Consider the following 14,003-nt stretch of genomic DNA (forward strand, 5'->3'; position numbering starts at 1 on the left):
TCCGAAGGCGTCTGGAGGCAGGCAAGAATGCCTGCCCCACCAACAAAGAAACGAAGCCATGCTGTTCACGTCAGTCGATGTTAATCACCGAGCTGCTGGCGATCTTGCCGTACTCGTTGAACACGGCGGCGTTGACCTGGTAGGAGATTTGGCGGACCGCGCCGTCGGCCTGGACGACGGTGATGCCGGCCGGGTGCATGCTCCCGAACCGGGTCGCGCTGCCGACCCCCGGGCGGTCCTGGATCGGCACCTCACTCGTGTGCCGGTACACGTCGTTGTTCAGCCCGGTGTACATGCACTCGTTGTCGCCGCCGTCGGCGCCCGTGGTGTAGTTCTCGGGGTTGAGGTACTTCTCGCCGACGAGGAGCTGGTTGCTCGTCCCCTTCGTGATGTCGAGGATCCGCGTTTGGCTCTTGCGGCCGAACACGCCGTCGAGCACGTTCGCGGCCAGGGTGTCGCCGCCGGCCAGGTCCGACGGCCCGCCGTCGAGTTCGACCGCCCCGGTCCCCGAGCACGCGGCGTAGTCGGTGCGGCCCAGGCCCCCGGCCGGGAGCGAGGTCATGTTGCGGTACGTGTACGACGCGGCGTACGGCACCGGCGGGCGGCGGCTGGGGCAGTTGAAGATCAGCGGGGTGGCCTGAGCCCGCTTCTGGTGCGCGGCGAGGTGCGCCGCCGACCCGAACGCTTCACCGGCTCCGAGGTCGGCCAGCGCCCCCTGCTCGCAGTACGGGAGGATGCTGTACACCCACCCGCCGGGCTGCCCCGCGCCGACCCCGCGGCCCGGCTCGCCGACCCAGTTCCAACCCCACCCCCCCGACGGGAAGTGCCCGTAGACGTCGTGGCAGTTGTGCATGGCGATGCCGACCTGCTTCAGGTTGTTGCTGCACTTCAGTCGGCTGGCCGACTCGCGGACCTTCTGCACGGCGGGCAGCAATAGGCCGATGAGAATCGCGATGATCGCGATCACCACCAGCAGTTCGATGAGGGTGAACCCCTGTCGGTTGGAACGTCGAGAAGACGCCATGTGAATGACCTCGCGGGCGAGAATGAACGGGTCGGATGGGACCGAACTACTTCTTGTCCTTGTCCTTCGTCTTGGGCTTTGACCTGGTTTCGAGCTTCAGGTCGAGGCCGGAGTTGCCGCCGCGGCCCCCGCCGGACACCTCGCACCCGAGCGCCGTTTTCGCGTTGTACCGCTCCGGGACCGCGACGCCGTCCTTCGTGACGGCGATGCGGTACACGCCGGGCGGGAGGCCCGGCAGTTCGCGGCCGCCGACGGCGTAGTTCGAGACCGTGCCGTCCGGCCCGGTCTTCCCGGTCGCGGGGTCGGTCACCCCGCCCATGAACTCCTCGGGCGTGAGCACCACCACGGCGTCGGCCAGCGGGGTGCCGTCGAGCGTCACGCGGACCGGGAACCCCATCGCGCCCACCGAGCGGTACGTCTCGAACCGCGCCTTGAGGCGGTCGGCGGTGAGCTTGCCGTCGGGCGCGACATCCAGGTTCGCGGCGAGTGCCTTCAGGCCGGGGCAGGCGTCGAGTTCCGGCCCCTCGATGGAACCGTTCACGTTCTTGTCGAACTGGGCCATCGCGGACCGCGCCATTGCCTCGGAATCGTAGGACCGCGCCGCAACGGGCGACTTGTCCGGTCCGCCACCGCACCCCGCGAGTGCGAGCACCGAGAAGGTCACCAACGCAGCCGGGAGAGGGCGCATGGGTCGGGTCTGTCTGTATGACGTGGCGCAGCAACTATGAAGAGCCGGTGTGGCTTCGCCCAAAGTTTAATGTGTTGACGTCGCCGCGTCCAATGCAATTCGCCATTCTGAGCAAACGACGAAGTTTTTAATGACGGGCGCGAGATTTGTGACCCGCACGGGAGGCTTTGATCGCGTTTCGACAAAGTCATCGTCCGATCCAACGCCGGCGAGTCGCACCCACTGCTCGCGGATCGAGGGGACCACTCGTTACGTCGACGCGCGCCGCTTGCGGAACGTCAGGCCGAGGTTCTGGCGGTCGCGGTGCGTCGGGCCGGAGCCGCGGATCACGACCGGGGCCATGACGCTGCCCAGCGCCCGCACCACGTCGTCGGGGCCGGCCGGCGTGAGCACGGGCCGCGCGCCCTGCACCTGCGCCGTGAGCCGGGCCTGCCACGCGAGGTCGGGGAACGCCGACGGGACGAGTTCGCCGCCCTCGTAGGAGTCGCACAACCGGAACCCGGCCCCGACGTGGTCGAGGTGGTTCACGACGATGCCGTCGAGCGGGCCGGTGACGCCGACCGCGTACCGGAGCAGCACGAGGTCGAGCCACCCGCACCGCAGCGCGCCCTGCCAGGCGTTCCACGGGTTGCCCGGGTCGGGGAGCTTCGCGGTGAGTTCCGCCGAGTGGGTCGGCAGCGGCCCGGCCCCGTGGCGCGTGTGGTACGCGCGCGTCAGCCCCAGCACGCACACCGCCTCCGACCCGAGGCGCTCGACCATCTCCCAGGCGTGGTGCGCGGTGACCGTGCTCCACGTCGTGAACGGGTGGAACCCGCGGTACTCGTCGAGGAGCACGCCCTGCGCGCCTTCGAGGATCGCGGTGCGGTGCGGGGGCGCGTCGGGCGAGACGGTCACCTCGCGGAACGCGGACTCGGCCACCTCGCGGGCCGCGTCGGTGCCGCTGAGTTCGGCGGCCCCGCACACCAGCTCGCGGAGCGGTTCCGGGTCGCACGACTCGACGAGCGGCTGGAGTTCGAGGAGCACGCGCTGCCGCTGGAGTTCGAGCTTGGCCGCGAGGGTGTCGGGGGCGCGGAGGTCGCCGGCGGTGACCGCGTCGCGGCCGTGCCGGAGCCAGTAGCTGCGGGCCTCGCCGACGCCCTGGCCGCACGAGCCGTGGCGGGCGTCGCCGCGGGCCAACTCGCGGGCGCGGTTCAGGAGCCGGAGCCACGGCGTGGCGACGAGACAATCGGGGTGAACGGTGACGAGCCGGAGCGGGTCGCGGACCCCGAGTTCGGCGAGGTGCCGGGCCTCGCGGAGCATCGCGGGCGGGTCGACGACGCACGCCGGGCCGAGGTAGGTCTTGGCGGGGCTCGGAGCGAGCGTGCCGGCCCCGAACTGCGAGAACGTGTGCCGGCGGCCGTCGGGGAGTTCGACGTTGTGCCCGGCCTGGCTCCCCCCGCAGTACCGCACGACGAGGTCGGCCCCGAGGTCGCGGGCGAGGAAGTCGACGGTGGCCCCCTTGCCCTCGTCGCCGAACCCCAGCCCAACGGTGATGACGGCTCGCCTCACGGTGCCACTGCCTCACAAGTCGAAGACCAATCGAGCTGAACGAGAGTCGCAGATGTTTTGCCCTCTCCCCTTGCGGGAGAGGGTGGCCGCGCTTCGCGGCCGGGTGAGGGGTGAAGCGTCAGCAACTCAGATCGCTTTACCCCTCACCCGCCGCTCGAAGACTCGCGTCACCCTCTCCCGCAAGGGGAGAGGGCAAAGAAGTTGGCGTCAGTCCTCGATCGTGACGGACGCGACGACGGCCCGCAGGACCGGCTCGTTTTCGGCCCGGTCGTAGCCGCTCACCTGGGTCATCACGACCAGCGCGCCGGCCAAGGTGTCGAGCGCCCGGGTGCGGCACGCGACCGCCGCGTCGAGCGTCAGGAAGTCGATGTCGTGCCCGACGGCCATCACCCCGCCGACGGTTTCGACGCGGTTCTCGGCGTCGAGTTCCGGGTAGTCGGCCCTGAGCGCGTCGAGGATCTGGTCGGCGAGGTCCGCGGGGGGCCCGGCGTCGGGCCGGAGCGACACCAGCGCGAACGCCGTGTCCGGGCTGGAGACGGTGACGGCCCACCCGCCGTCCTCCGTGTCCTCGGCCTCGGCCCGCCAGTTCGTCGGGAACTTGAACGAGATGCCGTCGCGGGAGTACTCTTGCATCGCAGGCCCGGTTTCGAGTTTCGAGTTTGGAGTTCAAAGTTGCGGCCCCCGAACGCGGGGCGGCCCGGCACGAATCACGAGACTTTGAACTCGAAACTCGAAACTATTCTATCCCCTCCTGCGTCTCCCGCACCAACTGGTCCACGACGGCCCGGGTGGTGCCGGTGTCCGCGAACGTCTTGAGCTGCCGGTCGGCGCTGGAGCCGCCGGCCATGATCGTGTAGGCGTACTCGATCTCCTTGCGGGTGCCCAGCTCGTCGATCACGTCGCGGAGGAACCAGTCGATCAGCTCGTGGATCAGCTCGCGGACCGGGACCTCCTTCTGCTTGCCGAGGTCGAGGAGCTTGCCTTCGAGCCCGTACCGCACGGCCCGCCACTTGTTCTCCTCGATCAGCTCCGTGGGGTACTCGCGGAACGTCAGGTTGTCGCGCCGGAGCTTCCACAGCTTGGCGATGATCGCCTGGAAGATCGCGGCGATGCATACGGCCTCGTCTACCTTGGTGCACACGTCGCAGATGCGGAACTCGAGCGTCGGGTACCGGTGGTTGGGCCGCACGTCGTACCAGATCTTCGAGCCGTCCGGGACGCACCCGGTGCGGACCATCGCGTCGACCATGCCGTCGTACTCGGCGGTGCCCTGGAACCGGGGCGGGATGCCGGACCGCGGGAAGTGCCGGAAGATGATCGACCGGTACGACTTCAACCCGGTCCGCCGCCCGCTCCAGAACGGGGACGACGTGGACAGGCACAGGACGTGCGGGGCGAAGTACCGGGCGACGTTCATGGCGTCGATCAGGAACTCGCGGTCCTCGATCCCGATGTGGACGTGGGTGCCGAAGATCAGGAGCTGCCGGGCCAGGTCCTGCATGTCGTTCTGGACCCCGAGGTACCGCTCGAACGGCGTGATCTCCTGCTGCTCCCAGTTCGAGAACGGGTGCGACCCGGCCGCCGCGATCACCAGCCCGTGCTTCCCCGCGAGCCCCGTGATCGACCGCCGCAGCTTCACCAGCTCGGCCCGCGCGTCGGCCGGGGTGCGGCAGATCTCGGTGCCGACCTCGACCATCGACTGGTGCAGCTCGGCCTTGATCTGCTCCTTGAGGACGAGCTTCCCCTCGTCGAGGATCTGCGTGATGAACGACTTCAGCTCCCCGGTCGCCGGGTCGATGATCTGGTACTCTTCCTCGATCCCGAGCGTGAGCGACGGAGCTTGCATGGGGGGAGTGTTTTGAGTGTTGAGAGTGTTTCGTGTCGGAGAGGATGCGGGGAGGCCGCTCGGCACAATTCCCGGTCACGTCAATCATACTCCCCAAACACTCTCAACACTTCAAACACTCCCGACACTCTTCACCGAGATTCGATCAAGAACGTCGGGACGGTGCTGCCGCCGCCGGCGGTGACGTTCACGAGGGGATCGGTCGAGATGCGGGTCAGGCACCCGTGGGTGAACGCGCCGAACGCGACGTAGGGGTTCGTGTCGAGCATCCGCTCCAGGACGTGCAGCGCGCCGTTCTCGAAGCTCGGGAACGGCTCCTTGGCGAGCCGCACCTTCCACTGCACGACGTGCGGGGTGTCGAGCGCGTCGGCGACGGCCTTGCCCCACGCCTCGTCGTCCACGGTCCACCCGAGCACGATCCCGTGCCCGCCGTAGTCGTCGTTCGGCTTCAGGACGAGGTTGTCCTTGTTCGCGAGCGTCCACAGGAGCAGCTCGATCGTGGTGCCGTTCGGGGCCACGGTCATCCCCTGTTCGAGCACGCGGGTCCACGGGATGTGCTTGCGGATCGCGTCGAGTTCGTCCGGCGTGAACAGGGCCGCGTTCGCCTCGTCGCTGAGGACCGCGAGCGACGCCTTCTTGAACAGCAGCTTGCCGCGGAACGAGTTCACCATGCACACGGCCCGGTCCCGGACCGCCCGCACGACCGGGTGGTCGATCCCGCCGCGCCCGATCAGCTCGGTGATGAGCACCCGCTTGTAGATCAGGGTGATGTGGAAGTCGCCGGCGACGAGCTTGCCGTCGCGGTACTCGCAGTCGCGGGGGTCGATGATCCGGGCCTCGATCCCCATCGCCTTGAAGTAGTCGTCGAAGAGGACGAACTCGCTGAACGTGGGCACCTCGCGCCAGTCGAGGATCGCGACCCGCGGCGGCTCCGACGTGTGCCCCTGCCACTGCTTGAACGAGCCGAGCAGCGCGTGCAGCACCCCCGGCTTGGCCGGGAGCGGGAACACGTGGAAGTCCCGCTGGAACTCCAGGAACACGGGCAGGCCGTAGAAGACCTCGGTGAGCGCGTCGGTGTACCCGGCCCCGGCCGGGGTCTCGGTGTTGAACTCGGTGAAGAGCAGCTCTTCCTGCGAGACGAAGAACGCGTCGAACCGGCTGGTCGGGCTCGGCTCGTCGAACCCGGGCTCGATGGCGAGGAGCTCTTCTTCCCACGGGAGCAGGCGGAACTGCTTGCGGAACTCGGGGTCGGCGAGCCCGCGGGCGTACACCTTGCGGAACGCCGGGAGCAGGGCGTTCACCGCGCCCCGCAGGAACGTGTACTGGGGGACGGTGAGGAACCGGGGCCGGAGCACGGTGCAGACCGGCCGGGGGCCGAACGTGAGCCCGCGGCGCTGCTGGGCCTGTTCGAGTTCGGCCTGCGAGTCGGCCGCGAGAGCGCCGCGGGCCAGCAGGTCGTGGTACGCGGAGATGGGATCGGGCATGAGAACTGTCCTGGCGAGCGGGGGGCGTGAGCCCCCCGAGTGAACCGCACCGGCGCTACCTCGGGGGGCTCACGCCCCCCGCTCGCCACGGCTTCAGAACAACTTGCTCCACCGCAGCTCCTTGAGCTGCGGCTTCGGGTTCAGCGCCCGGTCGATGACGAGGTCGGCCATCTTCTCGACCACCCAGTTGAAGTACTCGGGGGTGAGCGAGTTCAGGTCCATGTCCGGGGCCGGGTTCATGAAGTCGATCGCGTACGGGACGCCGTCCTTGATGGCCCACTCGACGGTGTTCATGTCGTACCCGAGCGCCTGGACCAGCTTGAGCGAGTCGGCGGCGACCCGCTTGTACAGGGCCGGGGTCAGGTAGTTCGGGTCCGGGATGTACTTGCGGTCGTGGGTGTCGTAGGGCATCGGCAGCACGACGTCCTGGCCCAGGCACATCACGCGGACGTACTGGTCCCACTTGATGAACTCCTGGGCGATCATCGTCATCAGCCCGGAGCCGTCGTAGTACCGGATCAGCTCCTCGACGCTGTGGCACACGTACACGCCGCGCCACCCGCCCCCGTGCGCGTCCTTGAGGATGCACGGGAGCCCGACGTAGTCCACGATGGACTGCCAGTCCATCGGGTACACGAGGTTCCGGAGGCTCTCGGCCTTCACGATCCCGGGGACGTAGTCCTTGTTCGGGAGCACGGCCGTCTTCGGGTGCGCGAGCCCGAGCTTGGCGCACAGCGACGCGCCGAAGAACTTGTCGTCGGCCGTCCACATGAACGGGTTGTTGACGACGGTGACGCCCTCGAGCACCGCGTGCTTGAGGTAGCTCCGGTAGTACGGCACCTCGTGCGAGATGCGGTCCACGAGCACGTCGTAGGCGACCTTCTCGTCCATGCGGGTGCCGCCGAGCTTGGCGAACTCCGCGACGACGCCCTTGTTCCGCCGGTTCACCTCGTCGATGAACTTCGGGGGGAACGACCACTCGCGCCCGACGATGACGCCGACCTTCTTCACAGTTCACCTGGGGGTTGGGGATCGGGGGTTGGGAATTGGGGTGGCGGAGTTCGCCGATCTCCAATCTCCGACGTCCGGTCCCCGGTTAGTCGTGCCCGCCAATGTACATCTGCACCATCTTGTGCCACACGGGCCAGTCGTGCGCGAACCCGTCCCACTCGCGGAGCGCGTTGCCCACGCCCTTGCCCCACAGTTTAGCGGACAGCTCGCGGTTCTGGTGCAGGAGCCGGTCCCCGTTGCCGACGGCGAGGATCACGTCCTGCCGGCGGAGCTGTTCGAGCCGCCCGTGGTCGTGCTCGTTGGGGATGAAGTCGGGCGGGTTCTGGACGTACACGGTGTCGTTGTGGAACCCGTTGAGGAACCACTTGATGTCCACCAGCCCGCTCATCGCCAGCACCCGGTTGACCCGGTCCGGGTACCGGAGCCCGATGGACGCGGCGTGGAACGCGCCGAAGCTCGCACCGGTCAGGACGGTGTACGGGTGCGGGTTCCGCCACTGGGTCCAGGGGAGCACTTCGTGGACGACGTAGTTGGTGTACTGCTCGTGCCGCCAGGCCCGCGCCCCGGGGTGCTCGTGGTAGGCGTACCAGCTCTCGCCGTCCACGGCGTCCACGCAGGTGAGGTGCAGGTGCCCGTGGTCGAGCAGGTGCGCCAGCGCGTGGTGCATCCCGCGGTTCTCCCACTCGAAGAACCGCCCGCGGGACGTGGGGAACGCGACCACCCGTGCGCCGCCGTGGCCGAACTCCAGCAGCTCCATGTCGCGGTGGAGTGACGGACTCCACCAGCGGTGATGCGCCCGGTGCATTCCCGGCCCGAACTGTGAGGGTAGCGAAGAGAGGTACGTACAACGAGTTATGCGAACTCCGGGCCGGTTCGGCAACGTGACGCGGGCCGGCGGGGCGTCACTTCGGCTTCCTCATGCGGGGCTTGCCGACCGCGAAGAGCTGCGCCAGCGGGAGCTTGAACCCCGGCAGCACCTTGCCGCCGTCGAGCGTGCCGCTCTCGTCGAACTCCTTGAACTTCTTGACCGACGTGTACGCCTTTGCGGTCTTCGCCCGCGGGTCGATGACCCACGCGAGCCTGGCGCCCGCGGCGAAATAGTCTGCGATCTTGCGCGCCAGTTCTTCGGGCGTGTTCGTCTCGTTGGGCACCTCAATCACAAGCGCCGGCACGACCGAGCTGACTTCCTCGTCCGGGAGTTCTCCGTTCGGGAACCGCTCCCATGGGATGTAGCTGAGTGACGGGGAGCGGATCAGACCGGGGCGCAGCCGGTACGCGACGTTACCAATGAAGGCGGCACCGGTATCGGTGGCGTCCAACCAGTTCCCAAGGAACCCACACAACGCTCCGACGGTGACCCCGCCGAGGAAGCTGCCGTATTTCTCAACGAGAGTGCCTTCGACGAGCTCCCAGCGGTGGTGCGGGGGCGTCCGCCACGCGGCGAGTAGGTCTGCTTCGCTCGCCGTGTCAGGCGGCGGGTTCATCAAGATGCGGTCGAGCGGAACCCCACCGAGTTTGGCGTGGAGTTCTGCAAAGGTTGCCGGTGCGGCACGTTGGCGTTTGGTTGGCGCGGGCATGGGGCTCAGCTCATTGGAGAACTCGGGGGGCTGACGCCCCCCGCTCGCCGGCTGATGGGTCTTTCACTCCGCGTTCCGAACTCCGCACTCCGCACTCACACGGCGGCGTACTTGTCGCGGAGCTTGTCGAGGTACTTCTTGCTGTCGGCGGTCACCTGCCAGGCGTCCGGCCAGAAGCACAGGTCCACGCACCACCAGTCGTGCGGCACGCCGGCGGCCCGCAGCGCCGGGGCGAGCTGGTCGAAGTTCAGCTTGCCGGTGCCGAACGGGTTGTGCGTCGAGGTGTTGTGCTCGTTCAGGCTCCCGTCGCTGTCGATGACGTGGACGTGAGTGATCTTCCCCTTGAGCCGCTCCAGCAGCTCGAGTTCGCCGCCCGGGAGCGTCTCCTTCGTGCCGGTCTGGTTGGCGGCGACTACGGCGCACATGTGGGCGTGGCACGTGTCGTACAGCACGCCGAAGTTGTTGTTCCCCTTGCCGCGGACCCGGTCCACGAGCTGGAGGATCTCGCTCGGCTTGTTGAACGCGAACCCGGGCTCGAACTCCCAGCAGATGTTCATGCCGTAGTCGGCGGCCATCTTGCTCGCCTTGTCCCACACCTTCACGAGCCGGTCCATGCCCGCGTCGGCCCCGAGCTTCGCGCCCTCGGTGTCCTTCTCGAAGTAGTCGGGCGCGATGACGCTGTCGACGCGGATCGTCTTCACGTCGAGGTCGGCGGCGAACGCGCACCACCCGAGGAACGCGGTCAGGTACGCGGCCGGGGTCTCGTCCATGATCGACGTGCCGGGGGTCTTGAACGCCCACAGGTCGACGGCGATGCCGGACAGCGCGAGCCCGTGGTCCACGATCTCCTTCTTCAGCTTCGCCCGGCTCGCCTTCGTCGGGTGCGACGCGGGGCTCGGGTGCGGGCCGAAGCTGCCCAGCTCGACCCCGTCGTACCCCAGGTCTTGCAGCTTGTGGAGGATCGTGTGGAAGTCGTTGGTCGGCTCCTTCTGGTTGAACAGGTACGCCCAGGTGCCGATCGAGATGCGGGCCTTGGCCATTGCGGTGCGCTCCGGGGAGGGTGCAAACGAGTTTGGTGCCGCCACGGTGCCGCGACGCAAAATCCGAAGCACGAAATTCGAAACTCGAACAAGACCCGGGGTGCGTGGCGTTGTTTCGTGCTTCGTACTTCGGATTTCGAATTTCGGGCTCGGCCCCGCGAGGTGTCAGTATAGGAGCGGGCCGCGGCGTCGCCTTCCGACCTGGACACGCGATCACGGGAGGGGTAACCTTCCGACCGTACCGCTCGCGACCCGGGCGGCAAAGATTCCGGCCCCGGGAGCGAACATCCTAGGCGGGCGGCGTGTCTCCGGTGCATGGCACCCGACAGAAGCGCTCTTCCGGGCGGTATGAGTAATCAGATGGGCACCGTGTTCGAGGGCAGGGGAGGGGCAGCGATGAGCGACAAGCGATGTTTGGGAGCGATGTTCGGGTGCGGGGCGAAGCCGCGGGTCGTGTTCGTGGGCGGGGCCGGCACCGACGCGGTCAGCGCCGACCTCGGTGCCCGCGGGTGGGACGTGCTGAACGTTTCCGAGACCACGAACCTGACGTGCGCGCTCCTCCTGCGGCAGCCGGCCGTGGTCGTCCTGCCGGCGCAACTCGGCAGCGAGTCGGGGTTCCTGATCGCGGCGAAGTTGCGGGTCGCGAAGCACAAGCCGGGCGTGGTGATCCTCGCGGACGGCCGCACCCCGCAGGCCGAGCAGTTCGCCCGGTTCGTCGGCGCGACGCTCGCGGCCCACTCGGACGGGGCGGCGACGCTCGCCGAGGCGGTCACCCTCGCCCGGCCAGGGCGTGGTAGAGGTTGTGCGTGAACGCGGCGTTGTCGCACTGCGCGTAGTGCATCGCGCCGCCCATCCGCGAGTAGCTCTTGCAGAACCTGAGGTAGTACGCGGCGTGGGTCTTGGGCGGTTCGCCCGCCGTCCAGTCCCACCCGCCGCCGTCCTGCAAGTCGACGACGTAGATCGTGTGCCCCTTCACCACCTCCCGCCCCGATTGCCGCCGCAGGTTGTTCACGCAACTGATGCTCTTCTCGAACACCTGCGGACCCATGATCGCCGAGCCGACCGACAGCACCACGCCGCCATCGAGCCCGTCCACCGACCCGCCGAAGAGCTTGAAGTCCCACTCCGCGGCCCGGCCGATCGCGCCGCCGTTGAACACCGGGTGGTTCGCGATGATGTCGTAGCCAATGCCGGGGTGAACGGTGACCGCCACGCCGTGTCGGTACGCCTGCGCCAGGATTGAGGCGTGCTTCCACCGGTGCGAGATGTTCACGCGGCCCGCGGGCCAGTTCTGCGTCCGCATCGCCTGGAGCAAGTCCGCACGCGCCGCTGTGAGCGGGTGCGTCGGCTCGGCAATGATCAACCTCACTAACTCCTCAGCGCTCGGCAGCGTGACGCCGTCTTCGAGGATGAGCCGCCCGAGGCCGCGGCCGTAGCCGAGCCCGTCGAGCGCGCCGGCCATGATCGCGAGGTGGATGTTCGTGGCGGTCTCGTGCCAGGTGCCGAAGCACCCGCCGGCGACGCCCATCTCGACGCTCTCGGTGCTGGCCCCGAACCAGGCGTACTCCCAGTCGTGGATGGTGCCGGCCCCGTTCGTCGCGAGGTGGGTGAGCCAGCCGTTTGCCATCATGCGTTCAAGAATGCCCGCGGTGCCGTTGCGGAGCAGGTGCGCGCCGTAGATGAGCATGACCGACGCGCCGCGGTCGCGGGCCGCCCGGATCTTCGCGGCGCACTCCGCCACGAGCGCCGCGTTCCGCTCGGAGCACGGCTTCGGCGGCACGTCGGGGTCGATGAGGATGTCGTCGGCCCGCGTCAGGCTCGTGCGCTCGGCGAGCGGGAACACCTTGAGCCGGCTGAGGTCGAGCGGTTGCACCGGCACGGGAGAATCCTCTTGGGAGAGTGAAGACGAAGAGGTTTATCCGCAGATTACGCAGATGGACGCAGATTATCAGACAGCAGAGCAGAAGAGAGTGATCCACAGATTACGCAGAAGACACAGATTTCAGAGACAAGAAACCCGATTACGCAGAAGACACAGATTTCAGAGACAAGAAACCCGAGGATAGAATTCGGAGATCAGTCGGACACCGGCGGTATGCTGCTCAGTCCTCAGTCCTCTGTCCTCTGTCCTCTGTCTGAAAATCTGCGTCCATCTGCGTAATCTGCGGATAAACCTCTTCTGCCTTTACTCAAATCGCACGGCAAGGCGGTCCACGATGGTCGCACCGACCTGGAGCGCCGCGGTGGCAGCCGGCGACGGCGCGTTGCACACGTTCACCACGCGGTCCGCCTCTTGAATCAGGAAGTCGTCCACGAGGCTGCCGTCGTTGGCGACCGCCTGCGCGCGGATGCCGGCGGGTGCAGGGAGCAGGTCGTCGGCCGTCACGTCGGGCACGAGCCGCTGGAGCGCCCGCACGAACGCGGCCTTGTTCAGCGACCGCCACATCTCGCCCAGGCCCATCTTCCAGTGCTGGAGCGCCATCCGCAGGAAGCCCGGGTAGGCCAGCGTTTCGAGCAGGTCGCGGGGGTTCAGGGCGAAGAACTTGTACCCCTCGCGGCCGAACGCCAGCACCGCGTTCGGCCCGCACTCGACGCTCCCGTCGATCATCCGCGTGAAGTGGACACCGAGGAACGGGAACCGCGGGTCCGGCGTCGGGTAGATCAGGTTGCGGCACAGCTTGTGCGCCGCCGGCTTGAGCGCAAAGTATTCGCCGCGGAACGGGATGATCTTCGCTCCGGGGTTCTGCCCGGTGAGCCTCGCAACCCGATCCGAGTGCAGCCCCCCGCAGTTCACGAGCTGCTTCGCGGTGAACGCGCCCCTTGGCGTGACCGCGGTGACGCCGCCCGGCGCGTGGTGTACGGCCGTGACGAGCGCGCCGAACACCACCTCGCCGCCCGCGAGTTGCACCTTCTCCGAGAGCCGCTCGCACACCTGCCGGTAGTTGACGATGCCGGCCTCGGGAACGTGGATCGCCTTGACCCCGCGGGCGTGCGGTTCGAGGTCCGCGAGGCGGGCCTTGTCGATGAGTTCGCACCGCACGCCGTTGGCGACGCCCCGGTCGTAGATCCGCTGGAGGGCCGGCAGGTCGCCGTCGTCGACCGCGACGATCACCTTGCCGCAGATGTCGTGGGCGATCCCCTCCTCGGCGCAGAACCGCTCCATCGCGAGCTTGCCGGCCCGGCAGTTCACCGCCTTCAGCGAGCCGGGCTTGTAGTAGATGCCCGAGTGCAGCACGCCCGAGTTGTGGCCGGTCTGGTGCTCGGCGACGCGCGGTTCCTTCTCCAGCACGACGACGCGCTTGCCGGGGAACCGCTGCGTGAACCGGTACGCGGTCGCCAGCCCGACGATGCCGCCGCCGACAACGGCCAGGTCGCACTCCATGCCCACTCCTCGGGAACGTGACGCAGGCATCATACGAGTCGGTAGCACGCGCCGTCTTTCGAGCCGCCGGGTTTACCCCGGCGGTGCCGTGTGCCTCCGAAGACCACGGGGACAAGCCCCGTGACTCGACAGAGTTGGGTTGGAACTTCGCTCGGCTCCTGCGACAATACCGCCGTGCGAACCGCCATGTGGGTACTCGTCGTCTTTGGGGCCTTCGACCTGCTCGCGTGCGCCGCGCTGCTCGCGGTCGCGTGGGCCGAGCACCGCCGCGTGCGCCGCGAGGCCGCGGTCACCGGCGAGGTCGTGCCGTCGGCCGCGGGGCAGTTCGGGTGCCTCGCGGCGCTCGGGCTCGCCGGGTTCGCACTCCTCTACGGGGCCGCGTGGCTCCTCCTCACCGAGTGAT

Annotated in this window: 14 protein-coding genes; 2 read left to right on the plus strand and 12 right to left on the minus strand. The window is 68.1% G+C overall.

The features are described from left to right. Nucleotides 1-70 precede the first annotated feature (70 nt). The 10 genes from ACTIGN_RS26200 to ACTIGN_RS26245 all read right to left on the minus strand — a co-directional run bounded on the left by ACTIGN_RS26200 (nucleotide 71) and on the right by ACTIGN_RS26245 (nucleotide 10,218). Nucleotides 71-1,024, minus strand: coding sequence for a DUF1559 domain-containing protein (locus ACTIGN_RS26200; RefSeq protein WP_439629425.1), 954 nt, complete (start codon nucleotides 1,022-1,024; stop codon nucleotides 71-73). A 46-nt stretch (nucleotides 1,025-1,070) separates the two neighbouring features. After that, nucleotides 1,071-1,601, minus strand: coding sequence for a carboxypeptidase-like regulatory domain-containing protein (locus tag ACTIGN_RS26205; protein ID WP_439629427.1), 531 nt, complete (start codon nucleotides 1,599-1,601; stop codon nucleotides 1,071-1,073). A gap of 360 nt (nucleotides 1,602-1,961) precedes the next feature. After that, nucleotides 1,962-3,260, minus strand: coding sequence for an adenylosuccinate synthetase (locus ACTIGN_RS26210; RefSeq protein ID WP_439629429.1), 1,299 nt, complete (start codon nucleotides 3,258-3,260; stop codon nucleotides 1,962-1,964). Nucleotides 3,261-3,467: 207 nt separating this feature from the next. Continuing rightward, a complete protein-coding gene (locus tag ACTIGN_RS26215) occupies nucleotides 3,468-3,893 on the minus strand; it encodes a hypothetical protein (protein ID WP_439629431.1) in 426 nt (141 codons plus the stop codon). 103 nt (nucleotides 3,894-3,996) lie between these two features. Continuing rightward, complete coding sequence (locus ACTIGN_RS26220; protein ID WP_439629433.1) at nucleotides 3,997-5,106, minus strand: carboxylate-amine ligase; 1,110 nt, start codon at nucleotides 5,104-5,106, stop codon at nucleotides 3,997-3,999. 131 nt (nucleotides 5,107-5,237) lie between these two features. Further along, nucleotides 5,238-6,590 carry a hypothetical protein gene (locus ACTIGN_RS26225; RefSeq protein WP_439629435.1) on the minus strand — a complete coding sequence of 451 codons (1,353 nt, stop codon included), beginning with the start codon at nucleotides 6,588-6,590 and terminating at the stop codon, nucleotides 5,238-5,240. A 93-nt stretch (nucleotides 6,591-6,683) separates the two neighbouring features. Next, nucleotides 6,684-7,601, minus strand: a complete 918-nt coding sequence (locus ACTIGN_RS26230; protein ID WP_439629437.1) for an ATP-grasp domain-containing protein — start codon at nucleotides 7,599-7,601, stop codon at nucleotides 6,684-6,686. 85 nt (nucleotides 7,602-7,686) lie between these two features. Beyond that, nucleotides 7,687-8,406, minus strand: coding sequence for an esterase family protein (locus tag ACTIGN_RS26235; RefSeq protein ID WP_439629438.1), 720 nt, complete (start codon nucleotides 8,404-8,406; stop codon nucleotides 7,687-7,689). A 97-nt stretch (nucleotides 8,407-8,503) separates the two neighbouring features. Continuing rightward, nucleotides 8,504-9,178: a Uma2 family endonuclease gene (locus tag ACTIGN_RS26240; protein ID WP_439629440.1), complete on the minus strand. Its 675-nt coding sequence runs from the start codon at nucleotides 9,176-9,178 to the stop codon at nucleotides 8,504-8,506. A gap of 95 nt (nucleotides 9,179-9,273) precedes the next feature. After that, nucleotides 9,274-10,218 carry a sugar phosphate isomerase/epimerase family protein gene (locus tag ACTIGN_RS26245; RefSeq protein WP_439629442.1) on the minus strand — a complete coding sequence of 315 codons (945 nt, stop codon included), beginning with the start codon at nucleotides 10,216-10,218 and terminating at the stop codon, nucleotides 9,274-9,276. Between the two features lie 396 nt (nucleotides 10,219-10,614). Between ACTIGN_RS26245 and ACTIGN_RS26250 the strand changes: the two genes are divergently transcribed. Further along, nucleotides 10,615-11,028, plus strand: coding sequence for a hypothetical protein (locus tag ACTIGN_RS26250; RefSeq protein ID WP_439629444.1), 414 nt, complete (start codon nucleotides 10,615-10,617; stop codon nucleotides 11,026-11,028). On the opposite strand, the gene ACTIGN_RS26255 is transcribed toward ACTIGN_RS26250, so the two are convergent. Further along, nucleotides 10,988-12,097, minus strand: a complete 1,110-nt coding sequence (locus tag ACTIGN_RS26255; RefSeq protein WP_439629446.1) for a hypothetical protein — start codon at nucleotides 12,095-12,097, stop codon at nucleotides 10,988-10,990. The genes ACTIGN_RS26250 and ACTIGN_RS26255 overlap by 41 nt on opposite strands. Before the next feature lie 306 nt (nucleotides 12,098-12,403). Beyond that, nucleotides 12,404-13,600, minus strand: a complete 1,197-nt coding sequence (gene lhgO, locus ACTIGN_RS26260) for an L-2-hydroxyglutarate oxidase (protein ID WP_439629448.1) — start codon at nucleotides 13,598-13,600, stop codon at nucleotides 12,404-12,406. A gap of 174 nt (nucleotides 13,601-13,774) precedes the next feature. On the opposite strand from lhgO, the gene ACTIGN_RS26265 reads away from it, so the two are divergent. Further along, nucleotides 13,775-14,002 (plus strand): hypothetical protein, encoded by a 228-nt coding sequence (locus ACTIGN_RS26265; RefSeq protein WP_439629450.1) that lies wholly within the window; start codon nucleotides 13,775-13,777, stop codon nucleotides 14,000-14,002. Nucleotide 14,003 lies beyond the last annotated feature (1 nt).

It is taken from the genome of Gemmata sp., from assembly GCF_051859125.1.
Lineage (GTDB): Bacteria > Planctomycetota > Planctomycetia > Gemmatales > Gemmataceae > Gemmata.